At 39.2% G+C, this 25,152-nt stretch carries 24 protein-coding genes; 7 read left to right on the top strand and 17 right to left on the bottom strand.

Annotated features, from left to right (window positions below; translation table 11 throughout):
- The first annotated feature begins 167 nt into the window (after window positions 1–167).
- A complete protein-coding gene (gene mnmG / locus AC1M9B_RS01555) occupies window positions 168–2,048 on the top strand; it encodes a tRNA uridine-5-carboxymethylaminomethyl(34) synthesis enzyme MnmG (RefSeq protein WP_481588395.1) in 1,881 nt (626 codons plus the stop codon).
- A 391-nt stretch (window positions 2,049–2,439) separates the two neighbouring features.
- Here mnmG and AC1M9B_RS01560 read toward each other — a convergent pair whose 3' ends face one another.
- Window positions 2,440–3,438, bottom strand: a complete 999-nt coding sequence (locus AC1M9B_RS01560; protein WP_179998271.1) for a helix-turn-helix transcriptional regulator — start codon at window positions 3,436–3,438, stop codon at window positions 2,440–2,442.
- A gap of 226 nt (window positions 3,439–3,664) precedes the next feature.
- Between AC1M9B_RS01560 and AC1M9B_RS01565 the strand changes: the two genes are divergently transcribed.
- From AC1M9B_RS01565 to AC1M9B_RS01585, 5 genes are all read left to right on the top strand, one after another.
- Window positions 3,665–5,215: a circularly permuted type 2 ATP-grasp protein gene (locus tag AC1M9B_RS01565; RefSeq protein ID WP_481608383.1), complete on the top strand. Its 1,551-nt coding sequence runs from the start codon at window positions 3,665–3,667 to the stop codon at window positions 5,213–5,215.
- A gap of 21 nt (window positions 5,216–5,236) precedes the next feature.
- Complete coding sequence (locus AC1M9B_RS01570; RefSeq protein WP_092766170.1) at window positions 5,237–5,839, top strand: alpha-E domain-containing protein; 603 nt, start codon at window positions 5,237–5,239, stop codon at window positions 5,837–5,839.
- The gene (locus tag AC1M9B_RS01575; protein WP_092766171.1) at window positions 5,836–6,615 is read left to right on the top strand and encodes a transglutaminase family protein; all 780 of its coding nucleotides are present in this window, start codon (window positions 5,836–5,838) and stop codon (window positions 6,613–6,615) included. Before AC1M9B_RS01570 ends, AC1M9B_RS01575 begins: the two co-directional genes overlap by 4 nt.
- 25 nt (window positions 6,616–6,640) lie before the next feature.
- Window positions 6,641–7,375 (top strand): proteasome-type protease, encoded by a 735-nt coding sequence (locus AC1M9B_RS01580; RefSeq protein WP_035267625.1) that lies wholly within the window; start codon window positions 6,641–6,643, stop codon window positions 7,373–7,375.
- A gap of 78 nt (window positions 7,376–7,453) precedes the next feature.
- Complete coding sequence (locus AC1M9B_RS01585; RefSeq protein ID WP_092766172.1) at window positions 7,454–7,897, top strand: BLUF domain-containing protein; 444 nt, start codon at window positions 7,454–7,456, stop codon at window positions 7,895–7,897.
- Between the two features lie 24 nt (window positions 7,898–7,921).
- Here the strand turns inward: AC1M9B_RS01585 and alr are convergent, their stop codons facing one another.
- From alr to ppsA, 12 genes are all read right to left on the bottom strand, one after another.
- Window positions 7,922–8,992 carry an alanine racemase gene (alr, locus tag AC1M9B_RS01590; RefSeq protein WP_481608384.1) on the bottom strand — a complete coding sequence of 357 codons (1,071 nt, stop codon included), beginning with the start codon at window positions 8,990–8,992 and terminating at the stop codon, window positions 7,922–7,924.
- A 110-nt stretch (window positions 8,993–9,102) separates the two neighbouring features.
- Entirely contained in the window at window positions 9,103–10,548 is a 1,446-nt protein-coding gene (gene dnaB / locus AC1M9B_RS01595) for a replicative DNA helicase (protein ID WP_035267619.1), read from the bottom strand.
- Window positions 10,549–10,751: 203 nt separating this feature from the next.
- On the bottom strand, window positions 10,752–11,198 hold the full coding sequence (gene rplI, locus AC1M9B_RS01600; protein ID WP_035267617.1) for a 50S ribosomal protein L9: 447 nt from the start codon (window positions 11,196–11,198) through the stop codon (window positions 10,752–10,754).
- 9 nt (window positions 11,199–11,207) lie between these two features.
- Complete coding sequence (gene rpsR, locus AC1M9B_RS01605; RefSeq protein WP_004719336.1) at window positions 11,208–11,435, bottom strand: 30S ribosomal protein S18; 228 nt, start codon at window positions 11,433–11,435, stop codon at window positions 11,208–11,210.
- A gap of 11 nt (window positions 11,436–11,446) precedes the next feature.
- The gene (gene rpsF / locus AC1M9B_RS01610) at window positions 11,447–11,833 is read right to left on the bottom strand and encodes a 30S ribosomal protein S6 (RefSeq protein ID WP_035267614.1); all 387 of its coding nucleotides are present in this window, start codon (window positions 11,831–11,833) and stop codon (window positions 11,447–11,449) included.
- A gap of 305 nt (window positions 11,834–12,138) precedes the next feature.
- On the bottom strand, window positions 12,139–13,017 hold the full coding sequence (cyoE, locus tag AC1M9B_RS01615; protein WP_481608385.1) for a heme o synthase: 879 nt from the start codon (window positions 13,015–13,017) through the stop codon (window positions 12,139–12,141).
- A 10-nt stretch (window positions 13,018–13,027) separates the two neighbouring features.
- A complete protein-coding gene (cyoD, locus tag AC1M9B_RS01620; protein WP_171076771.1) occupies window positions 13,028–13,360 on the bottom strand; it encodes a cytochrome o ubiquinol oxidase subunit IV in 333 nt (110 codons plus the stop codon).
- Complete coding sequence (cyoC, locus tag AC1M9B_RS01625) at window positions 13,357–13,974, bottom strand: cytochrome o ubiquinol oxidase subunit III (RefSeq protein ID WP_035267060.1); 618 nt, start codon at window positions 13,972–13,974, stop codon at window positions 13,357–13,359. Before cyoC ends, cyoD begins: the two co-directional genes overlap by 4 nt.
- A gap of 4 nt (window positions 13,975–13,978) precedes the next feature.
- On the bottom strand, window positions 13,979–15,967 hold the full coding sequence (gene cyoB / locus AC1M9B_RS01630; protein ID WP_035267062.1) for a cytochrome o ubiquinol oxidase subunit I: 1,989 nt from the start codon (window positions 15,965–15,967) through the stop codon (window positions 13,979–13,981).
- A 3-nt stretch (window positions 15,968–15,970) separates the two neighbouring features.
- Window positions 15,971–17,035: a ubiquinol oxidase subunit II gene (gene cyoA, locus AC1M9B_RS01635; protein ID WP_481608386.1), complete on the bottom strand. Its 1,065-nt coding sequence runs from the start codon at window positions 17,033–17,035 to the stop codon at window positions 15,971–15,973.
- 289 nt (window positions 17,036–17,324) lie between these two features.
- On the bottom strand, window positions 17,325–18,086 hold the full coding sequence (locus AC1M9B_RS01640) for an RDD family protein (protein ID WP_481608387.1): 762 nt from the start codon (window positions 18,084–18,086) through the stop codon (window positions 17,325–17,327).
- An 81-nt stretch (window positions 18,087–18,167) separates the two neighbouring features.
- A complete protein-coding gene (ppsA, locus tag AC1M9B_RS01645; RefSeq protein ID WP_035267067.1) occupies window positions 18,168–20,546 on the bottom strand; it encodes a phosphoenolpyruvate synthase in 2,379 nt (792 codons plus the stop codon).
- Window positions 20,547–20,701: 155 nt separating this feature from the next.
- On the opposite strand from ppsA, the gene ppsR reads away from it, so the two are divergent.
- On the top strand, window positions 20,702–21,538 hold the full coding sequence (gene ppsR, locus AC1M9B_RS01650; RefSeq protein WP_035267069.1) for a posphoenolpyruvate synthetase regulatory kinase/phosphorylase PpsR: 837 nt from the start codon (window positions 20,702–20,704) through the stop codon (window positions 21,536–21,538).
- A gap of 167 nt (window positions 21,539–21,705) precedes the next feature.
- On the opposite strand, the gene AC1M9B_RS01655 is transcribed toward ppsR, so the two are convergent.
- The 4 genes from AC1M9B_RS01655 to AC1M9B_RS01670 form a co-directional block, all read right to left on the bottom strand.
- A complete protein-coding gene (locus tag AC1M9B_RS01655; RefSeq protein WP_092766179.1) occupies window positions 21,706–22,263 on the bottom strand; it encodes an NAD(P)/FAD-dependent oxidoreductase in 558 nt (185 codons plus the stop codon).
- Between the two features lie 20 nt (window positions 22,264–22,283).
- Complete coding sequence (locus AC1M9B_RS01660) at window positions 22,284–23,213, bottom strand: ferritin-like domain-containing protein (protein WP_481608388.1); 930 nt, start codon at window positions 23,211–23,213, stop codon at window positions 22,284–22,286.
- A gap of 289 nt (window positions 23,214–23,502) precedes the next feature.
- Window positions 23,503–24,507 carry an LLM class flavin-dependent oxidoreductase gene (locus tag AC1M9B_RS01665; RefSeq protein ID WP_481608389.1) on the bottom strand — a complete coding sequence of 335 codons (1,005 nt, stop codon included), beginning with the start codon at window positions 24,505–24,507 and terminating at the stop codon, window positions 23,503–23,505.
- 131 nt (window positions 24,508–24,638) lie between these two features.
- Window positions 24,639–25,145 (bottom strand): hypothetical protein, encoded by a 507-nt coding sequence (locus tag AC1M9B_RS01670; RefSeq protein WP_092766182.1) that lies wholly within the window; start codon window positions 25,143–25,145, stop codon window positions 24,639–24,641.
- Between the last annotated feature and the right edge of the window lie 7 nt (window positions 25,146–25,152).

The following is a 25,152-nucleotide window of genomic DNA, read 5'->3' on the forward strand; positions in this document are numbered from 1 at the left end:
ATTGTTAAAAAATCACTTAAATCTGCAAAATTTATAAATTTTTATATCAAAATGGTTTATATTATTGGACTTCAAAAAAATTAGAATTAAATCGTTCTCGATTGTCTCAAGGCAAACAAAATTTGCTATAATTTTCTGTCATTATTTTTATCTCCTCATATACCACTATGCATTATCCTAAAGTTTACGATGTCATTGTTATCGGTGGCGGACACGCTGGTACAGAAGCAGCGCTTGCTGCGGCACGTATGGGTCGACAGACTTTACTCTTAACTCATAATATTGAGACTTTAGGGCAGATGAGCTGTAACCCAGCGATTGGTGGTATTGGTAAATCACACCTTGTTCGCGAAATTGATGCCTTAGGTGGTGCGATGGCACTTGCAGCAGACAAGGGTGGTATTCAGTTCCGTATTCTGAACTCACGTAAAGGTGCTGCAGTTCGTGCAACGCGTGCGCAGGCTGACCGTGTACGTTATAAAGCGGCTATTCGCGAAACATTAGAAAACCAAGCCAATCTTGATATTTTCCAACAAGCAGCAGATGATCTCATTGTTGACGGCGATACCGTTAAAGGTGTGGTAACACAAATGGGGATTCGCTTTGATGCGAAAACTGTCGTGTTAACTGCTGGTACATTCTTGGGTGGCGTGATTCATGTTGGTCTTGAGAAATCAAGCGGCGGTCGTGCAGGTGATCCACCTTCAATTTCTTTAGCGCACCGTTTACGTGAGCTTCAATTGCCAGTAGGTCGTTTAAAAACAGGTACGCCACCACGTATTGATGCACGTTCTGTAGATTTCTCTGTGATGACACCACAGCCGGGTGATTTCCCATCACCAACGATGTCATTTATGGGTGATGCATCTATGCACCCAGAGCAAGTCAACTGCTATATCACGCATACCAACGAAAAAACTCATGATATTATTCGTGGCGGCCTAGACCGTTCACCGATGTATACTGGTGTGATTGAAGGTGTAGGACCACGTTACTGTCCGTCAATCGAAGATAAAATTCATAAATTTGCCGATAAAGATTCTCACCAAGTATTCTTAGAGCCTGAAGGCCTAGATACACATGAACTTTATCCAAATGGTATTTCTACATCTTTACCGTTTGATGTCCAGTTTGAATTAGTACGCTCAATCCGTGGTATGGAAAATGCGCATATCCTGCGCCCGGGTTATGCCATTGAGTATGATTATTTCAACCCACAAGCTTTGAAATTCACTTTAGAGACTAAAGCGATTAATAACTTGTACTTTGCGGGTCAAATTAACGGTACGACAGGTTATGAAGAAGCCGGTGCACAGGGTTTACTTGCAGGTTTGAATGCTGCACGCCGTGCGTGGGATCAAGAACAATGGACACCGAAGCGTGATGAAGCGTATATGGGTGTATTGGTCGATGACTTAATCACTTTAGGTACGAAAGAACCTTACCGTATGTTTACCTCACGTGCGGAATACCGTTTGATGCTTCGTGAAGATAATGCAGACCAACGTTTGACACCAATCGGTCGTGAAATGGGTCTTGTGGATGACGAGCGTTGGGCAGCGTACTGCGAAAAAATGGAAGCGGTTGAGCGTGAAACAGGTCGTTTACAACATCTTTGGGCTGCACCTAACAATCCAATGGGTAAAAAATTCGTTGAAATGACAGGTGCGGATCTTTCTAAAGAATGTTCTGCGATTGATTTGTTGAAACGTCCGAACATTACTTTTGCTCAAATTGCGGAACTCACTGGTTCTGATGTTTCTGCTCAAGTGGGTGACCAAATTGAGATTGCAGTTAAATATGAGGGTTATATTAACCGTCAGCATCAGGATGTAGCGCAAATGAAGCGCTTAGAAGAGACTAAGATTCCAGCTGATTTTAATTATGACGTGGTATCTGGTTTATCTCGTGAAATTACTTTGAAACTCAAAGAAGTTCGCCCTGAAACTCTCGCTCAAGCAAGTCGTATTCCGGGCGTTACACCTGCTGCTGTTCAATTGGTGATGATTACGATTCGTAAGAATGCACAAACTAAAAAATCTGCTTAAGCCTGTTGCAGTCCAAAAAACCCGCTTGATGCGGGTTTTTTTGATCCTCATATAACGATTTATTCATAAATAAGATAAATAATTTATTATTTACGTTTAACAAGAATAGAGATTAATAAAGAAATTATGATTATTTCTCAATCCAAGTTGATGTCGTTATATTGATTCTACGTTCACAACAAAGAGGAAAGGCCATGACGATGAAGCGTATTCGTTATAATGGTTATGAAATTGCATGCTGCACGATGTAAATCATAATCCAACGACATTGAAAAGTGTACGTGGGCTAAAGGGGAGTTTAGTTCACGTATTTAAACTCAACACAATCAGAAACCAGCGCAATACTGAAAATATGATAATAAAAAATCTTCAGAGCCAATTTGGCTCTTTTTTAATTTTCAATTTCATGAACGGCGTTAAATACATCGAGCGGTTCAATACGAATGATTTTTTTGCCGAAGCTTCTGAGCCACCAAACCAATTGTGAAGTAAATGGCACATTAGCCACCACTTTAAAGAGATCATCGGATACTTGTGTGATGGATTGATCTTTACTGAGTTGGCTTTCGGAAAAGTAAAGTGCATCAGCTTTATTCATAAAGAGTTCGAGTTGAACGAGCTCAGTGGGTTTATTGAAATCAACTCTGAAGCCAAGCGCACCAGATTCAATGTAAGCATCAATATCAAAGTCAACAGGGTGTAAGGCGCGTTGTTCTAGAACTTTTGCAGATTTAAAACGATGTAAAGCAAAAGTTTGAACTTCTGATTTGTCATGTCGAGTACAAATCAAATAAATGATCGAGCCCTTTTGAACCAGTGCAAGCGGGTTTAAGGTATAACCACGTTCTTCACTTTCAGGTCCACGCGCACGATATATACATTCAATCTGTTTATCTTGTAATAGACCTTCGTAAATAGCTTGCTGCGCATGTTTCTCTACAACAGGAGGGATCAAGGGCTGGCTTGCTGGGACAATACGAACTCGGTTAATCCACTGACGTACATTGTTTTGTGTAGATAAGCTGCGTTTTGCAAGCTCGAACCAAGGGTTCATTTCCTCAATTAAGCTTGGAGGAAGCAAATGCTTCAAATGCTCTTCAACCATCATGAAGGTGACGGCTTGTGAGCTGGTCATATGCGGCAAGCTTTGAATTGGGGCATCTGATCGCCAACGCCAACCTTGTGGTACAGTTTTATTACTCTCAATAGGAAATCTTTGAGAAATTTGATTTAAATCACGTTGAATGGTTCTTAAACTGATTTCAATACCTTCTCTTTGCAGGGTCTCTTGCAACTCTCGTGTACCCATCCATTTGCCAGTGGTTAAACGTGAAAGAATTTGCCACTGTCGATATAAGCTATTCGATGTTTCTTTTTCTTGAGAGGACATAATCAACTAATGAATAAAGAGAAAATATTTTTCAAACACACAATAAAAAATCTTTAAGAGATAAGCAAGCATGGAAAGTGAAGCTGTTGAGTATATTTCGATACATCTTTAGGCCATTTTTCGTTGTGAATGCTTCAAAAATGGGGCATTAATAGATGAATAGGTAAATTTTTGGCATTGAAATTGCTTAATTTTGTTTACAATTGATAACAATTAAGAGGTATGTATGCTAAATGAGGAAAAAGATAACACTTCAATTCTCGCAAATTTTAAGGCTGATCATACCGTCGAAGCTTTTGAAAAATCTAAGCAGATCGAAGTTAAACAAAACAGCACTGCGTACTTGTTCGATCTACTTAAATCTGAATTTTATAATGAACTTTTAGATGACAAAACTATTGGATTAGAGGCATCTAGCAAAATCGAAAATTGGTTATGTGAAAGAAGCTTGGATGAGCTGAAATCTTTAAATCATCAAGCGAAGGAACATTTCCTCTATCAGGGCATTACATTTACAGTCTATGGTGATGCTGAGGGTACAGATCGTATTATTCCTTATGACTTAATTCCACGTGTAATTGCCAAACAACAATGGCACAAAATAGAGCAAGGCTGTGCACAAAGAGTGCAAGCATTGAACTTTTTTTTAGATGATATTTACCATAATCAGGCGATTTTAAAAGATGGTTTAGTGCCTGAGCTGCAAGTGCTCACTCATGAGGCATACCAACCATTGATGTATAAACATTCATTGAAAGGTAAAGTTTATAGTCAAATTAGCGGAATCGATATTATTCGTGATCAGCAAGGTGACTTCTTTGTATTAGAAGACAATTTAAGAACACCATCAGGCGTGTCTTATATGTTGGAAAGTCGAAAAATTAGTGAAAAAATGATGCCCGAACTTTGTAAGTCATCAAATTTACAAGGTGTAGAGCAATACCCACAACTTTTAAGACAAATACTCGAGGAAAATGCTGAAGTAGATAATCCATTTATCGTGGTGCTTACACCGGGTCGATATAACAGTGCATATTATGAGCATTGCTTCCTCGCACGTGAGATGGATGTTCCTCTAGTTACAGGTCAGGATTTATTTGTTGAAAATGCTAAGGTCTATGCCAAAACCGTTTGGGGTAAAAAACAAGTCGATGTAATTTACCGACGCCTAGATGATGGATTTCTTGATCCATTGTGTTTTATGCCAGACAGTACATTAGGTGTACCTGGCCTAATGTCTGCATACTTACAACACAATGTCGTGATTGCAAATGCGCCTGGCACGGGGGTAGCAGATGACAAATCAATCTATCCTTATGTCGATAAAATGATCGATTACTATCTAAACCAGAAGCCAATTTTAAATAACGTACCGACTTACCAATGTCGTGAACGTGAAGAACTCGATTATGTACTTTGTAATTTAGAAAAGTTAGTGGTTAAAGAGGCGCAAGGTTCAGGCGGTTATGGCATGTTAATTGGTCCTAAAGCGACCGAACAAGAAATTGAACAATTTAGATTAAAGTTAATTGCACAGCCGCATGCTTACATTGCACAACCAACTTTAGCGCTTTCAGTCGCTCCCACTTTAACTGAATTCGGCATCGCTGAACGCCATATTGATTTAAGACCGTTTATTTTAAGTTCACCGTATCGTACAGAAATCGTGCCGGGAGGTTTAACCCGAGTTGCGATGCAAGAAGGGGCATTAGTTGTAAATTCATCGCAGGGTGGTGGCATTAAAGATACGTGGGTTATAGATCCGCTACATTCATAAATATACAACCAGGAGCTTGTCATGATTATATTAAACAGCAATGCACAAAATATTTACTGGGTTGGCCGTTATTTATCTCGTATTCAACATTTATGTGGTCAGTTTCCATTTCAAGATGATGTTCAAGCATTGCAGTATGCCCATGCTTTTTGCTTACCTGCTTTTAATGCGTGTTCGCTCAATGAGCTGATTCTGAGTAATGATCAGCCAGCTTCTTTTTTTCAACAATTTGAATATGTGAAAAATAATATTCAAGATTTACGTGGTGTATTGTCAGTTCAGGCTTATTCAGAATTAAAACAGATGGTGGATACAGCGACACAAAATGCAGGATTAATTTGTACTGTTGTTGATGAGTGTAGCGATATTCTAGAAGCTGAAAATGAAGACATTTTTCTGTTTTTTAGTCTAGGACAATATTTCGAAAATCTTGATCGTGAAATAAGATTGAATCAGGATGTTAATTCTACAATCAATTCTTTAAGTGTTGTGATTGAACTGTTGAAGTCTAAAGGATGGGACAGCTTAGATGAGGCTTGGCAACATCTTTTAGCGCATCCAAATGCTAATAGCTTTTACCAATTGAATGATCAGGTGCAATGTTTATTTGAGGTGGATGCATGAAATTGATGATTAATCATCAAACCCATTATCAATATACGGAAACGGCAAAAAATAGTATCCAATATATACGAATGTGTCCTCAATGTAATGCTCACCAAAAAGTAGATGCTTGGTCAGTGAGTATTCCTGGTCATACGGTCGAAGCAAAAGATGCCTTTAATAATATTTGGATCACTTCGACTCAACGCTATGCATATCAAAATTTAAGTATTATGGCGCAGGGCATTATTGAAATCGATACAGTTTCAGAACAAGCTATTGAGTCAGAAGTGCCAGTCGGTATTTTTCTACAAATTACCCCAGCGACTCAATGTGATGCTGAAATGAAAGCTTTTGCAGCTCAGCATGTGAGTAAAAAGACTCGTGATGAATTAAAACATTTAAGTTATGCATTGCTTGAGCATATGCCATATATTTCAGATTCTACTCAAGTGAATACTACGGCAATAGATGCATTCCATCATCAACAAGGGGTATGTCAGGATCATACTCATGTATTTGTAGGTATGTGTAGAGAGTTAAATATTCCTGCGCGTTATGTTTCTGGATATCTTTACGTTCCAGAAATGAGTCATTTGGCGAGCCATGCTTGGGCTGAAGCTTATATAGATGGAGTTTGGTATACATTTGATGTTAGCAATCAGCTCTATACGCCAAGTTCACACATTTATATTGCATTAGGGCGTGATTATTGGGACGTTGCACCTATCAGAGGTGTGCGAGAGGCTGGTGGCGTGGAGAGTATGACGACCATCGTTCAGGTATTACCGTGTTAGAACAAAATTTAGAAGAGAGATTTCAATGACCTATTGTTGTGCTATGCGTTTACGTGATGGCTTAATTTGTATCAGTGACACGCGAACAAATGCAGGTGTAGATCATATCTCTGTCTTTCGTAAACTCTATCTTTTCGGTGTTGAGGGTGAGCGTTTTATCAGTATACAAACTGCGGGTAATTTGGCGACGACACAAGCCGTTATAGGACATTTACAGAATCAGCTAGATTTAAAACACGAACCTAATTTGTATAGTGTGAATAGCATGTTCGAGATGGCTGAATTGGTTGGTCATACTTTAAAGCGTGTCATTATGGATGTGACTACTGATCAACTAGAGCAAAGTAATTATCACTGTACGATTTTACTTTCTGGTCAAATTCAAGGGGAGGATATTCAGTTATATAATATTTATCCTCAGGGTAATTTTATCAATGCGACGTCAGATACGCCCTTTTTTCAGATTGGGGAAAGTAAATACGGTAAACCAATTTTAGATCGTGCATTAAATTACAATACTGAATTAGATGAAGCATTAAGATGCGGTTTAATTTCATTTGATTCAACCCTTAGATCTAATGTTTCTGTGGGCTTACCACTAGATGCATGTATTTATAAAAAAGATAGTTTTGCAATTCCATTGTCTAAACGTATTCATGATGATGATCCATATTTCTCATCAATTAGTAAACTTTGGTCAGATACTTTGCGTCAAGGATTGAACGGTTTGCCACGGCCAACAGAAGACTATTGGCAATAATTTTGCTTTATGATTGAGTTTAGATTAAATTGAGTTGCATTGAATATTAAATCATTACTATAAAAATTAGGGGAAGCAATGCAACAGTTCAGTTATGCGAGTGTGTCGACTGCAGATGCAAGTCGCTTATTGATTGATGTTCGTGAAATCTTGAATGAAGCCCGTCATTTCAATTTTGAGCATAAAATTTCTGGAGCGCTATATTATGCAGATGGGCACTATTTTCAATGTCTAGAGGGTGATGAAACCACACTAGATATATTGTTGCAAAAGCTTCACAAGGATAAACGCCATCATCAAATTCGCCTATTCCAGCGAAAAAATATTGAAAAAAAACAATTTCAAGAATGGTCTATGAAGTTTGTAGGACGACAAAGTCCAGTGAAGCAGGCTTTAATAGATATGGGATTTAGTCAATTTACGCCTACACAGTTTACACAAGATCAAGCTGATTATTTAATTCGATTTTTGACACGCGCTCAGGATACGGATTTTAATGAACTACAACGTAATGCTGTTTAGCATTACGTTGATTTAATTTGCTCATTACATTTTGAGACGCTTCGGACGTTGGCTTAATCGACATAACAACTCATAACCAATCGTACCATTCGCTTCAGCAACATCATCCACTAAACGATGTTTACCCCATAATTCTACTGGATCACCAATTTTTGCGTTGAGATCAGTGACATCTATGGCAATCATATCCATGGCAACTCTGCCAATCACTGGGGTTAATTGACCATCTAGTGAAACCGAATTCTCACGAATAAAAGCTCTTGGATACCCATCACCATATCCGATCGAGACAATTGCTAATTGCATAGGTCGCTGTGCAACAAAGGTTGAGCCATAACCTACAGCTTCACCTGATTGAATGGCGTTAAGTGCAATAATCTCAGCACTAAATGTCATGACAGGTTTTAAATCTAGAGCGTGGACGTCACGATCTGCAAATGGCGTTGCGCCGTACAGCATAATACCAGGACGAACATAGTCAAAATGCAATTCAGGGTATTTATAAATTGCCGCTGAATTACAACATGAAGCTAAAATTGGTGCACAATCTTGTTTTACTTCAAGAAATTGAGATATTTGTTGTTCATTTAAAGGGTGATCAACATCTGCATTAGCAAAATGCATTGCAAGTACACAGGTAAAACCTTCATTTTTTAATTGATGAATAATCGATTTGATTACATCAATTTTGAAGCCTAAACGGTTCATTCCGCTATTTAGTTTAACCCATACTTTTAGATTTCGGGCGATATAAGCATCTTTAACTTGCAACAACCACTGCAGTTGTTGATGATGATGAACGATTACTTCAATATGTTGCTCAATCGCAATTTGCATTTCACCTTCAGAAAAAACACCTTCAATTAAGGTGATAGGTTGTTTAAAACCTAATTCACGTATTTCAAGTGCTTCTTCTAAACATGCAACGCCAAAAGCATCAGACTGGCTCAATGCGGCTAAGCAGTCTGAGACTCCATGACCATAAGCATTTGCCTTTACCATACTTACAACTTTAGAGTTTGGTGCAAGTTGTTTCACGCGATTTAAATTGTATTGCAATGCGTGTGTGTCAATACAAACCGTTGCTTGGCGCACTCTAATTTACTCCTAGAGGCATGTGGAAAGGTTAAATCTTTTAAACTGAAAAAAGATAATTGTGGTCGATCAATTCGTGCGTTCTTAACTAAGAATTGATCAAAGCAAAATTACTCTTCTTCTTGGTTCTGCGCGTAATATTCAGGTGACAAGTTACTAAAACGCGTATATTGACCTTCAAAAGCGAGTCGAACGGTACCAATTGGACCATTACGTTGTTTACCGATAATGATTTCAGCAGTTCCTGCTTCTTTAGATTCTTTGTTATATACCTCATCACGGTAAATGAACATGATCAAATCGGCATCCTGCTCAATTGCTCCAGATTCACGTAAGTCTGACATCACAGGACGTTTATTTGGACGGTTTTCGAGTGAGCGGTTAAGCTGCGAAAGTGCAATCACAGGGCAATGCATCTCTTTCGCCAATGCTTTCAAGCTTCGAGAAATTTCACCAATTTCACCCACACGGTTATCACCCATACCTGGTACTTTCATTAACTGCAGGTAATCGACCATGATGCAACCGAGTTTACCACCGTGTTGTTTGGCTATACGTCTTGCACGTGCGCGCATTTCAGTCGGTGGAAGGGCAGAAGAATCATCAATATAGAGATGCTTCTCTTGCAGTTGAAGAATCGTTCCTGTGACCTTGTTCCATTCTTCGCCATCTAATTTGCCAGATCGTAAATGTCCTTGATGCACTTTACCAAACGAGGAAATTAAACGCATGGCAATAGAGTCAGCAGGCATCTCCATGGAGAATACAAGAGCAGGAAGGTTGCAATTGAATAGCACACTTTCGACTAAATTCATTGCGAAAGTTGTTTTACCCATTGATGGACGGGCAGCAACAACGATCATATCTCCAGCTTGCATACCTGATGTTTTATTATCAAGCTCCACAAATCCTGTGGTCAGACCTGTAATATTCCCATCAAGTTGTGATAATTCGTTGAGTTTATCGAATACATCTGCGACAACGGTATTAATTGCTTTTGGCCCTTGAGCTTTTGCATTGTTATTGTGTTGTTCAGCCAAAGAAAAGATACTGGTCTCAGCTAAATCTAAAATTTCACTGACTTCTCGACCTTTCGTGTCATACGCATTTTGTAGAATTTCATTACCAACTTTGATCATATTTCTCAAAGTTGCAAATTCACGTATTTTATTGGCATAAGTTTCAAGGTTATAAAAGCTTGATGGAGAATCCGCCATCAATTGCATTAAATATTCTTCACCGCCAATCGCATCAAGCAGGTTCTGTTTGATTAACCAATCATTGACCAATACGGCATCATAAGGTGAACTTTCTTTAGAAAGTTTTTCAATTGCTCTAAAAATATATTTATGTCGAGTCGCGTAAAAATCATTCTCGGTTAATATATCGCTGACCTGTTCGAATGACTCAGCTACTGTCATGAGTGCGGCAAGAACAGCCTGTTCAATAGCAAGATTGTGCGGAGGCGTACGAAACTCTTTGAGTGCTGAAGATTCACTCTTTAGCAAATCTAACTCAGTGTTATTCGTATTTTTTTTGGCAGTCGCCTGAGACATATAAAACCTTGATTTACAATAATTACGAAAATGAATAGGGGAGACTTATCTTAATGCAAAATGCACAAGCAAGACAGTGCAACAAATAATATCGATAACAAATAAAAAACTAAGTCTAAATTTCAGCTTGCTAAATCAAATTTTATAATTATTAGGGATAAAAAAAGAGCATGCTGATGCATGCTCTTTTTCTTTGCATAAAATTACTCAGATACGATAGTAACGAGAACTTCAGCAACAACATCATGGTGCAATTGGATTGCGATGTTGAATTCGCCAGTGTGACGAAGTGCACCGTTCGGTAAACGAACTTCAGCACGGTCAACTTCAAGACCAGCATTTGTCAACGCGTCAGCGATGTCACGAGTACCGATAGAACCAAATAGTTTACCTTCGTCACCAGCTTTCGCAGTGATTACGATATTTACTTCGTTCAATTGGTCAGCACGTGCTTGAGCAGCAGCTAATACTTCAGCTTCTTGCTTCTCAAGTTCAGCACGACGAGCTTCAAATGCAGCAGTATTAGCTTCAGTAGCAGCAACTGCTTTACCTTGAGGGATTAAGTAGTTGCGGCCGTAACCAGCTTTAACTGAAACTTTATCACCTAATTTACCAAGGTTCTTAATGCGTTGTAATAAGATAATATCCACAGCTCAACCTCACTTATGATTGTCAGTGTAAGGAATCAACGCTAAGTAGCGAGCTTGTTTGATAGCAAGAGCTAATTGACGTTGGTAACGAGCTTTAGTACCTGTAATACGGCTAGGAACAATCTTGCCGTTTTCAGTGATGTACTGTTTTAAAGTATCGATATCTTTATAGTCGATATATGTAACGTTCTCAGCTGTAAAGCGGCAGAACTTACGACGACGGTAGAAACGTGCCATTGATGTTCTCCTTATGCTTCAGCAGAGTCTTGAGCTTGTTGTGCTTCTTCACGTTGAGCTTTACGCGCACGTTTTTCTTCAGCACTCTTAGCCAATAAAGACTCTTCAGTGATTGCGTTTTCACGACGAATAATAACGTTACGAAGAATAGCATCGTTGTAACGGAATAATTCTTCCAATTCATTAAGCGTAGTTTGGTTACATTCAACGTTCATTAAAATGTAGTGCGCTTTGTGAATTTTGTTAATTGGGTAAGCCAATTGGCGACGGCCCCAATCTTCAAGACGGTGAATTTGACCTTCAGCATCTTTAATGTGAGAGATATAGCGTTCTACCATACCTACCACTTGATCGCTTTGGTCTGGATGTACCAAAATTACGATTTCGTAGTGACGCATTGTCAGCTCCTTACGGTTTTATGCAGCCCCTAACGCATTTGTTAGAAGCAAGGAGTCACAAATAAATTTTATTGGTTTCAAAAAAACTTAATGTGTCGCAAAAAAATGCGAAGCTGTATTGTAAGGATGTCGGCAGGGGATTACAAGAAAAATAAAGCAAAATATAACGACGAAGAAAATAAATTGGACTATTCAATTTTGAAAATTAACTTACTTTTACAAAGTATTTGAAAGTAGTGTTGAGTATAGATATTTATAGACTGCTTAAAGCGAAGATAAAAAAAAGATAGAGGCTTCTCTATCTTTTAAAAAATTACAAGATTGTTTATTGGTGTAGTAGCAGTAAAACTAAAGCAGATACTAATAATCGTAATTAGGAGAACAGAAAATAAAAAATATTTCTTTGCCCATAATTGATCATTTTCAGCTTTAAATCCAATGATATTTAAATATAGCCAATAAACAGTCAATACATTGAGAATTATACAATAAAGCCAATTTGCATAGCCAAATACAAATAAAGCGTTCATTGAGATTGCAAATAGCACAATGTAAATCAGCGATTCGATCTTGGTGCGAACAATCGAGCGCGCAACAGGAAGAATCGGAATACCCGCATTTTTGTAATCATCAAAACGATAAATTGCAATTCCCCATGAGTGAGGCATTTGCCAAAATGCATAACCCAAGAAAATGAGTAGCGCACCTAAATCGAATTGATTCGCGACCGCTGTATATCCAATGACAGGGGGGGCTGCACCAGAAATACTACCGACCACAGTTTGGTGGATCGTTGTTCGTTTTGTCCATAAGCTGTAAAAACCAACATATACGACAAAACCAATAACTGCGAATAAAAAAGCGTACGCATTTACCCAAAACCATAAAATACCAAAACCGAGTATGCCTAACAGCAAAGCAAAAGCTAATGCAATTTGAACAGAAATGGTTTTCTTAACTAACGCACGATTTTGAGTGCGCTGCATTTTTTGGTCGATGTCTTGATCAATAACGTTATTAACCACACATCCAGATGCAACTACGAGGGTAGTGCCAATGAGGGTAAGAAGCAGGAGAAGGAAATCTACTGAACCTTGGGTAGCTACAAAGTAGCCACCCAAAGTGGTAACAAAGTTACCAAAGAGAATTCCTGGCTTAGTCAGGAATAAGTACTTTTTAAACATGACAATCAGTTTAGATCATCATGTTTGAATGTAAGTAGTTCATGATCCATACAGAACCAACTAAAAGAACAGCAATAGTTAGAATTGTATAGATAAATGCAATCACGTTCCAACGTTGCTCTGAAGATGAGTTCATGTGCAAGAAGTAAACTAATTGTACAAGTACCTGAGCAACAGCTGTAATACCGATAACAGCAATAATTGCACCACGGCTGAAGCTATCAGTATTCATTGCCATGTAGAATGGAACTACAGTCAATAAAACAGAAAGTACAAAACCGATTGTGTATTGCTTTACGTTACCGTGTGATGCACCAGCAGCATTATGATCATGACTCATTATAATACTCCCATTAAGTACACTACGCTGAATACGCAGATCCATACGATGTCAAGGAAGTGCCAGAACAAGCTTAGGCAAGCAAGACGACGAGTATTGATTGTAGTCAAACCATATTTTTTGATTTGAATCATCAACACGATCATCCATACCAAACCAGAAGTAACGTGAATACCGTGCGTACCAACTAAAGTAAAGAACGCAGATAAGAACGCACTAACGCTTGGTCCATGACCAGCATGAACTAAATGATTAAATTCATAAAGTTCCATGCCGATGAAGATTGCACCGAATACAAATGTAACTGCTAACCAAGCTAGAACTTGACCAACATTTTTCTTGTAAGAAGCAAGTACCGCAAAACCAAATGTCACTGATGAAATCAAAAGTGCGAAAGTTTCAGTTAAAACGAAACCTAAAGAATCTGCAAAAAGATCCTTTGCACTTGGAGTGCCAGGTGGAATATGACTGCTTAATACAGCGAACGCGATGAAGAGTGTACCGAATAAAATCAAGTCACTCATCAAGTAAGTCCAAAAACCAAAGACCGTGATGTCTGTATCATCGTGATGATGTTCATCATGCTCGTGGTTTTCGTGATGAAGTACTTCAGCCATATCCTTAGTCCTTCTTCAAGTGTTTTTCGAGTAACGCATAACGTTCGTTTTCAATACGTTCTACTTCAGCAGCTGGAACATAGTAATCCACTTTCTTCGTGAATGAGCTCCAGATAAAGCCAATGATTGCAGAAACGAAAGAAACAATCGCTAACCACCAAATGTGCCAGATAAGTGCAAAGCCCATAACAGTGATGATCAGTGCAATAAGTACACCCGCAGCACGGTTAGTTGGCATATGAACATCTTCATATTTAGCAGGACGTGCGTAAGCTACACCATTTTCTTTGTCAGTCCAGAAGCGGTCGATACCGTTCGCTTGAGGCAATACTGCAAAGTTATAGAATGGAGCTGGAGATGAAGTCGCCCATTCAAGCGTACGTGCATCCCATGGATCGCCTGTAACGTCACGAGTTTGTTCGCGTTGTAAGAAACCAACAATGATTTGCATGATGAAACAAGCAATACCAATTGCGATTAATACAGCACCGAATAATGCGATACCAACATATGGATCCCAGTCTGGGTTGTCATACGAGTTTAGACGACGAGTCATACCCATGAAACCTAGGATATACAATGGCATGAACGCGAAGTAGAAACCGAAGAACCAGAACCAGAAGCATGCTTTGCCCCAGAATTCACTTAACTGCCAACCGAACATTTTCGGCCAGTAGAAAGTAATACCAGCAAACATACCAAATACAACACCACCAATAATTACGTTATGGAAGTGAGCGATTAAGAATAGTGAGTTGTGTACAAGGAAGTCCGCAGGTGGAACCGCCATAAGTACACCAGTCAAACCACCGATACCGAAAGTCACTAAGAAGCCAACTGTCCAGTACATTGGTGATGTGAAGGTAATACGACCCTTATACATTGTGAATAACCAAGAGAAGATTTTCACACCTGTAGGAATCGCAATAATCATGGTCATGATACCGAAGAACGCGTTAACGTTGGCACCTGAACCCATTGTAAAGAAGTGGTGTAACCATACTACGAATGCAAGAACTGTAATCGCGATCGTTGCATATACCATTGATTTGTAACCAAACAATGTCTTACGAGAGAATACAGAAGTAATCTCAGAGAATAGACCGAATGCAGGTAGGATCAAGATATAAACTTCTGGGTGACCCCATGTCCAAATCAAGTTTACATACAACATTGGGCTACCACCCATGTCATTTGTAAAGAAGTGGAAACCGAAATAACGGTCAAGCGTTAACATTGCAATTGTTGCAGTCAACACTGGGAATGATGCGATGATCAATACTGCAGTACATAAAGATGTCCACGTAAAGATCGGCATATCCATAAGACCCATGCCAGGAGCACGCATTTTAATGATGGTAACGAAGAAGTTAACACCAGTAAGAAGTGTTCCAAGACCAGAGATCTGAAGTGCCCAGATATAGTAGTCAACACCAACACCAGGAGAGTATTCGATACCTGAAAGAGGAGGGTAAGCCATCCAACCAGTTGCAGCAAACTCACCAAGCGCAAGAGAAACCATCATCAAACCAGCAGCACCAGCGAATAACCAGAAGCTTAAAGAGTTTAATAATGGGAATGCTACGTCACGCGCACCAATTTGTAGTGGAACAGAAATGTTCATCATACCCACTACAAGACCCATCGCTACGAAGAAAATCATGATTACACCGTGTGCGGTGAAAATCTGGTCGTAGTGTTCAGGGTGCAGATAGCCTTCGCCGCCGCCTTTTGCAAGGAACAATTGAAGACGCATCATAATCGCATCCGCGAAACCACGTAATAACATGATCACAGAAACGATAAGGTACATAATACCAATTTTTTTATGGTCTACAGATGTGAACCATTCGTTCCACAAGTAGCCCCACTTTTTGAAATAAGTGATACCGGCAAATACTGCAATACCACCTAAAATCATCATTAACACTGTTACCTGTACGATTGGATCGTACGGGATAGCATCTACACTTAACTTACCTAAGAAGCTCATGTCTTATTCCCCTACAACTGAAGAAGCAGGTTCAGCATTTACATCAGCAGCTACAGCATGACCTTCAGCTTTAGCTGAGTGATCCGCACCGTGGTAGTTTGCCATGTATTTGTTGATAATTGATTCAAACAAGCCTTTTTCAACAGAAGAGTAGTAAGTCACAGGATGAGGATGTGCCTTATATGGACCTTCTTTTTGAGCAATTTCAGCTTGTTGCTTCTCTAGATCGGTTTTAGCGTTACGAACCATCGCAGCGATTTGTTTCTCTGAACGGTTACCATCACGCAAGGTTGCAAATTCAGCTTGGTCTAAAACTGTTTTTTGAACAGCTTCAGGGTTAATTGAAGTACCGTTACCAGCTTTTACTGCAGACACCCATTCAGCAAACTTAGTTTCTGAAACAGAATGAGCTTGGAAGCGCATTTGTGTGAAACCATAGCCTGAATAGTTCGAAGAGAAACCACGGTATACACCTTCATTATCCGCAAGGACGTGAAGTTGAGTTTGCATACCCGCCATTGCATAAATCTGACCCGCTAACTGAGGAATGAAGAAAGAGTTCATCGTGAAGTTAGAGGTGATATTGAAATTAATCGGAGTTTTTTCTGGGAAACGAACTTCGTTAACTGTTGCAATTTCTTGTTCAGGGTAAACAAAAACCCATTTAAACTGTTCAGCAATAACTTGAATAGTTAAATGTGATTTCTCTGATTCTAGCGGACGATAAGGGTCATACTTGTGTGAGCCCCACCATGTTAAATACGCTAAAATACCAATAATAATACACGGGATACCCCACACTACGATTTCAATAATAGTAGAGTGCGCCCATGTAGGTTTATAGTCTGCATCTTTATTTGACGCACGATATTTCCAACTAAACCATAAAGCCATCAATGCTGATGGAATTACTACCAATAGCATGAGGTAGATCGCAGTCATCATAAGATCAGACTGACCTTGTGCTACTGGACCTTTTGAGTTTAGAAGTACTATATCACCGCCACACCCTGTTAAGAGCACGGCAAGCGTTGATAAAGACAATACAGCTAAAATTGTTTGTCTCATTTTACAACCTCGGTGAAGAGTCCCATTCCCTAATAAAATTATGGGATAGCGATTATAGTGTCACATGATTGAAAAACAGAAAATTACATTTACTGAATTTCAGTCATATGACACCGCTACGTTGTAGGGCATTATGCCCTATAACGACCAACTAAGCTATATGTAAAGTGCCTTTAAATATAAGGATTAAACCCAATTTGTTTGGTCGGAATTGGTTGAAGAATTAATTACTTTTGGTATGAAAACAGAGGCAAAACAAAGGGGAGCATTTGCTCCCCTAAGATAAAAATTATCGTTTTATGACTTTAGTCTTTGCTAATTTATCGTGCAAAGTTTGTCTTTTTTGACTTAGACCGAAGGCATGATCAATGATGGTAATGAATGGCATAAAGAGTAAATTCAATACAATAAAAATCACACTACGCAATGTGAATGCGCGCATTAAGTTTACTTGCTGTCCATTTTCAGCATCAACAATTTGAATTTTTGCTACTTTTTTTCCTAAACTCTGACCACTTTTCGCAATTAAAAATGCTTGAGCAGCTAGCATTAATACAATGTAAACCAACATTGCTTGCCAAGCTTCCATTGGAATCAGTGTAAATAACTGTTCCTGTAATTTGATTGCTTGATCTGATGAGCTAGCATTCTGCATTTTTTGCTGAAGTTCAGTCAATTGAGCAACTTGTTCTTCCTGCATAAAGAACGAAGGAATCACCATGGCTGGCAACCAAAGCGCCAGATCAACGAGTTTAGCTAAAAATCGAGATCCAATTGAGGCAAGTTCTTGCTGAGCAGTATTTTTTTGAATATTTACACTCGCAATTGAAGGATTTGAATAGCTTTGTTGTACTGGTGGAGTCGGTTGATAGCCTTCAGGTTGGTAATATAATTTTCCTTGAGTGAGTTCACCTAAAGCTTTCCATTCAGTCATACCTTGATGCCAGACCAAGTCTGTGAGTAAAACTTGTTGGCTCGAGAGCATTTGATTTAACTGCTCTACCGTATACGGTCCAGCTTGTTGATTATTTCTCGCCAAGTAAATTTGCATAAACCTAATTTCTCAAAAATTACTAAAAAATAATGGGGTAAAAAAAAGACCCACGAATGGGTCTTTTTTTAACATAGTTTATTAAGCTTGTTTAGTCTTTTCTTCAGATAAGAAGAACCATGTATCTAAAACAGAGTCTGGGTTGAGTGAAACAGATTCGATACCTTGTTCCATTAACCAGCGAGCAAGATCTGGGTGGTCTGATGGTCCTTGGCCACAAATACCTACATATTTGCCTGCTTTACGACATGCGTGAATCGCCATTGAAAGAAGAGCTTTTACTGCTGGATCGCGTTCATCAAATAAATGAGAAACGATGCCTGAGTCACGGTCAAGCCCAAGCGTTAACTGAGTTAAGTCATTTGAACCGATTGAGAAGCCATCAAAATGTTCTAAGAATTGTTCAGCAAGTAGGGCATTGGTTGGTAATTCACACATCATGATCACTTTAAGACCATTTTCACCACGTTTTAAGCCATTTGCAGCAAGAAGTTCAATAACACGTTTTGCTTCAGCAACTGTGCGGACGAATGGGATCATGATTTGAATGTTAGTTAGACCCATTTCATCACGAACTTTCTTCAATGCACGGCATTCTAATTCGAAGCAGTCACGGAAGTTGTCAGAAACATAACGGCTTGCACCACGGAAGCCCAACATTGGGTTTTCTTCTTCAGGTTCGTATAACTTACCACCGATTAAGTTCGCGTATTCATTCGATTTGAAGTCTGACATACGTACGATGACAGGTTTATCAGCAAATGCAGCAGCAAGTGTAGAAATACCTTCAACGAGTTTTTCAACGTAGAACTCGATCGGTGAAGAGTAACCTGCAGTACGGGTCATCACAGCTGCACGTGTTTCGCGAGGTAAACTGTCAATATTGAGTAATGCTTTAGGGTGAACACCAATCATACGGTTGATGATGAACTCTAGACGTGCAAGACCAATACCTTCGTTTGGAATTTGAGCGAAGTCAAATGCACGATCAGGGTTACCAACGTTCATCATGATTTTGAACGGAAGTGTTGGCATAGATTCAATCGAGTTACGTTGAACTTCGAAATCTAAAGCGCCTTCGTAAATGAAACCTGTATCGCCTTCAGCACATGAAACAGTTACTTCTTGACCATCAACAAGTACTTCTGTTGCGTTACCACATCCAACAATTGCTGGAACACCGAGTTCACGTGCAATAATCGCGGCATGACAAGTACGACCACCACGGTTTGTAACGATCGCAGCAGCACGTTTCATAACTGGTTCCCAATCAGGATCGGTCATGTCAGAAACAAGAACGTCACCATCTTGGACTTTGTCCATCTCTTTGATTGAATTAACAATACGGACTTTACCAGAACCGATACGTTGACCGATTGAGCGACCTTCACAAAGAACTGTACCTTTTTGTTTTAATAGGTAGCGTTCCATTGTGCCGACATTCTCACGGCTTTTCACAGTTTCAGGACGTGCTTGAACGATGTAAATTTGACCATCATCACCGTCTTTCGCCCATTCGATATCCATTGGCGCACCATAGTGTTGCTCAATGATTAACGCCTGCTTAGCAAGTTCTTGTAATTCTTGATCATTTAAAGCAAATTGTTGGCGTTCAGTTTTTTCAACATCCACAACAACAACTGATTTACCTGCAGAGCCTTCTTCACCGTAGATCATTTTTTGGTGCTTAGAGCCAAGGTTACGACGCAATACTGCGTGTTTACCCGCATTTAAAAGTGGCTTAGATAAATAGAATTCATCAGGGTTTACAGCGCCTTGAACGACCATTTCACCTAAACCGTAAGATGCAGTAATAAATACAACGTCACGGAAACCAGATTCAGTGTCCAGTGTAAACATTACACCAGCAGCACCAGTCTCTGAACGAACCATACGTTGCACACCAGCAGAAAGAGCAACGATGTCATGATCGAAGTTTTGGTGTACACGGTAAGCGATTGCGCGGTCGTTATAAAGTGAAGCAAAAACTTCTTTAATCGCGATTAAGACGTTATCAATACCGCGGATGTTTAGGAAAGTCTCTTGTTGTCCTGCAAAAGATGCGTCTGGTAAATCTTCTGCAGTCGCAGATGAACGAACGGCAACCGCGATCTCAGGGTTGCCGTTAGAAAGAGTTGCGAATGCATCACGAACTTCTTTTTCAAGTGCTGGAGTAAGCGGAGTATCAACGATCCATTGACGGATTTTAGCACCAGTTTCAGCAAGTGCATTTACGTCGTCAACATTGAGTTGTTTGAGCTCGGCTGAAATTTTGGCATTTAGACCACTTTGCTCAAGGAATTCACGGTAAGCTGCAGCAGTTGTTGCAAAACCACCTGGAACTGATACACCAGCATTTGCTAAATGGCTGATCATTTCGCCTAGAGATGAGTTTTTACCGCCCACGATTTCTACGTCGTGTTTACCTAATTTTTCCAGACCGATTACGCGTGCTTCCAAAGTTGTTACTCCACTTTTGCAGTATTAATCACTATCTTGGCATGATATTTTTCTGTGAAAACTTAGCAAACTTTCATTACTAAGCGACAGTCATGTAAGATCGGTTTACTATAAAGATTATATAGTACTTAGACAAATATTTGAGGATTAATTTAATGGCAGAAAGTAAAGATATTAAACGAAGTGTTTTTTTTATTTCCGATGGTACTGCCATTACGGCTGAAACACTCGGGCATTCTTTATTGGCTCAATTTCCTCATGTCGATTTTGATATTCATATCATTCCGTATATCACTACAGAAGAAGCCGCAATGAACGTCGTTGCAGAGATTAACGCGCGCGCAGAGTCTGATGGCCAACAACCTCTTGTCTTTGATACTCTTGTGGATCCCTATGTTCGGGATATCATCAATACGGCAAATGCGGTTAATTTAGATGTGTTTGAAGGGTTAATTAGTAAGCTATCTGAGGTGCTTGGAACAGCCCCTACAACTTTAGTCGGACAAACACATGCTGTGACTGATTCTGAGTCTTATAAGGCACGTATTGATGCTGTACATTTCGCGCTGGATAATGATGATGGCGCACGTACAAGACACTATGATAAAGCGGATTTAATTTTGATTGGAGTTTCGCGTTCTGGTAAAACACCGACCTCAATTTATTTGTCATTACAATTTGGTATTCGAGTTGCGAACTATCCGTTAACTGAAGAAGATTTGGATGACAACCGTTTGCCAGCAGTTTTACGTCCACATAAGCATAAATTGTTTGGATTAATGATTGACGCTGATCGTTTGGTGGCAATTCGATCTGAACGCAAAGCCAACAGTCGTTATGCAAGTTTTAGCCAATGCCAGATGGAATTGCGTGCAATCGAAGGTATTTATATTTCTGAAGGGATTAAATATCTAAATGTTTCAGAAATGTCGATCGAAGAAATTTCAACACGAGTATTGCAAATGACTGGCTTAAAACGACGGATTGGTTAAATTTATAAATCTAATTTAAAAAAAAGAAGCACTAGCTGTGCTTCTTTTTTATTAAGCGATTAATCGTCATAAATAATCATAAAATTCAAAAATTATATAATTCAAGTGTCTATAATTTCATCATAAAATGTCATTTAGAATCGCATTTATCTACAAAATGATGATCACTATTCGTACGTTGTAATAATAATATCTACTAAGTGTTCGATTCCTTCCATACTTTGAACGGCATTTTCAGTAATTTTCACGACTGGCCATGTGATCAATTTACAGTTTTCTCGCTGTAAGGCGTTGTAATAATGATCGGATTTAAAAAATATTTTTTGCGACGAAGCTGGATTTGGCATCAATTGTCTTTTTAACCAAGTATCTGAAATCTGAGAATCTAAATATCGAATTGCCAAAGTCGTCTTAATTCGCTGATTAAATAATCGTTTATTTTTAGCGATGAGGGGATGAGCAATAATTTTTTGAATCCCTTTTTCAGTGTGTGGCAAAACGAAATGAGGTGTCATTTGAAATACTTTGACGAATAGCGCATTTTGACAAACCACATCTAAATGTGAAACTGACATTTGATTGGCACCAATAATCGCGACCTTTAATCCTGAAAAATCGGTTTGTTTGATGTCCTCAGCTGAGATAATTTTTCCTTTAAAGTTGGAAAAATACTCAGCTTCATTATGAAAGAACGAATCCGTGTGGGCTTTATTCCTTTTTTTCATTTCTGTACCTAATTATTGTTTTAGTGGGTTGCTTTTGGTTCTGCAGTTAATTCATATATCCAAGATGGGATTTTAGGTAAAGATTTTTCTGGAATCTTATCAGTCATTTTTACCATAGTGTCGACAGGGATATGAAACCATTTATTACGTCGGTTCATGGCACTTCGTGCATGGAAGTTAATAATTTGATACCAAGGATTACGACGACCTTCTGCAGTACGTCCACCTATTCGAGCAAATTTGTGCATCGCTGCATAGAGCTTTTCTTCTGGCAAGCCTAGTTTAATCACATTATCACGCATTTTATTAATGAGTGGTAAGTAGGCAAGAATACCAAGTAATAAACGTGGATCTACAACTCGCGCTGCCATTTTAGAAAGCTCAATAAAGGTTTTATTGTAGCCTTGATCTTCCATGACACTAAATCCAACACCTAAATGACGAGCTTCATCACCATTAATTAGTTCAAAAGCTTGATGACAAACTGGGTCTTCTACAGTATCCAATAGGAATGTACAAAGTGCGCCATCAAGAGCGACTTCTAGCATCGGAATGACAGCACCTAGAATATAGAAGGGCATTTCATCAGCATAAGTGTCGAGCCATTCGATGATCAGTCTTAAATTTTTATTGGGTTTAGGAATATCGCCTTCAAGCATACCCCATCTTTTCATCAGTGCCATTTCGGCATTGGCGTGACGCTGTTCCTCAGCGTGGAAAATGGCATACATTTCGCGAAGCGTATCTGTCGGTGCTTTTTTTGACATCGCAGAAAATGCACGAGCACCTACATGTTCGATCCACATTAGATCAGCCATAAAATCTTTAAGCTTGGGCCACTGTTCTGCGGTGACTAATTCTTTGCCAGGAGCATCCCAGGCAATATCCGAGAGTGTCCATTGAGTATGTTTTACTTTATCCAACATTTTTTCTAAGTCGATAGAGGCCATGTTATACATCCGTATTTATTTTTTAATCATGAAATTTTATCGCTTAAAAATGTGATGTGTTTTGCAGAAGTGCTTATTTTAGTTTGATATAAAATGCCAAATTTTAAGTATTTGATTATGAATAACTAATATTGTTGGTTAAAAGAATTTTTTCATTGGAATAGTCTTTTAGGGACATTTGATGTCATTTATTGCCAATAGTTGTTTGACAAACTCAAGAAATGAAAGAGTAATTAATTATAGATTTGAAATCAAAACCATTACTCAATCATTTCAGGATTTTTTTGATCTAAGCATTTTGCTTAATTTGCATTAAATACTCAAAGTTTTGAATGCGTTTGTCTGTATCGTAGATATCACAGGTAAAAATAAACTCATCTACATCATAAGGCACCAGTAGTTGTTCAAGACCTTGTTTCACTGTTTCTGGTGATCCGATTTGAGCCATTGCGTAAAAACTGTCAACTGACATCTTTTCTGGAGCAGACCAAATTCCATCCATTGATTTAACTGGAGGTTTGAGTTTTAAGCTTTGCCCACGCATTAAGCCTAATACACGTTGATAAGCGCTAGTAGCCAAGTATTCAGCTTCTTCATCAGTATCAGCTACAACAGTTGGAACGCCCATAGATACATAAGGACGATCCAAATATTCAGAAGGTTCGAAGTTTTCTCTGTAAAGTTGAATCGCTTGACCCAGCATACGAGGGGCAAAGTGAGAAGCAAAAGAATAAGGTAAGCCAAGTTTAGCAGCCAATTGTGCGCTAAATAAGCTAGAACCTAACAGCCATACGGGAACATGTGTTCCTTGACCTGGTGTCGCTTTGATTCTCTGATGTGGCGATGGTTCCCCCAAATAGCTCAAAATTTCGAGCACGTCTTGTGGAAATTGATCTTCAGTCTCTTGACGACCTCGGCGTAAGGCACGCATGGTCAATTGATCTGTACCTGGTGCGCGTCCTAGTCCGAGCTCAACTCGATCAGGATAAAGCGTTGCTAGTGTTCCAAATTGTTCTGCTACAACAAGTGGTGCATGATTAGGCAGCATGATTCCGCCAGAACCTACTTTTAAAGAGGAGGTGTTAGCAAGGATATAGCCTAATAACACAGCTGTAGCTGAGCTAGCGATACCATCCATATTATGGTGCTCTGCAAGCCACAGTCGTTTAAAACCCAATTGTTCGATTTTTTGTGCTAACTCCAAAGCATGCTGTAGTGAAAAAGCAATCGTTTTATCATCACGTACAGGAGCGAGTTCCAATACTGAAAACTCGATATCTTTTAAGCTTCGCATAACTTTCTACTCTTTTGAACACTCATAAAGATGTTAATACGAACTCGAGTATTTGTATATTGAAAAAAAACGATATAAGTGTAAATAAAAAAGCGCTCTAGGTTGAGCGCTTGAATTTTAAGAGTTTGGAATTAGCGTTTACCGTTTTTATACCAGCCTAAATGACGACCATTGTCACTTCTGTAATTACGGTCATTATAACGATAGTTTGAATTGCGATAACCGCTTTCACGGCGATCATAACGATCTCTATAGTCATCTTCGCGACGATCTTCAGCCACTTTTTTACCTAAAACTGAACCACCAGCTGAACCTAATGCAGCCCCAGCATAACCAGCATTTGTTCCGCCCATATTATTACCAACGGTGTAACCACCAGCACCACCTAATGCTGCACCAATTGCAGCAGCATTACGATCTTTTTTATTCGCTGATGCAGCTGCGCCACCAGCACCACCAATCGCTGATCCGATCATTGCTCCAGTCGAGCCACCCATTTGTTGACCAATCGCAGCACCAACGACTCCACCTAAAGCAGATGTGAGGGCAACTCTAGACGAACTATCAGCATAAGCAGTTGTTGTACTCAAGGCCGCAGTTGCGATCGCAGCAGCAAATAACTTTGAATTGAATTTCATGGTGAAC

It is taken from the genome of Acinetobacter sp. ANC_7513, assembly GCF_056779915.1.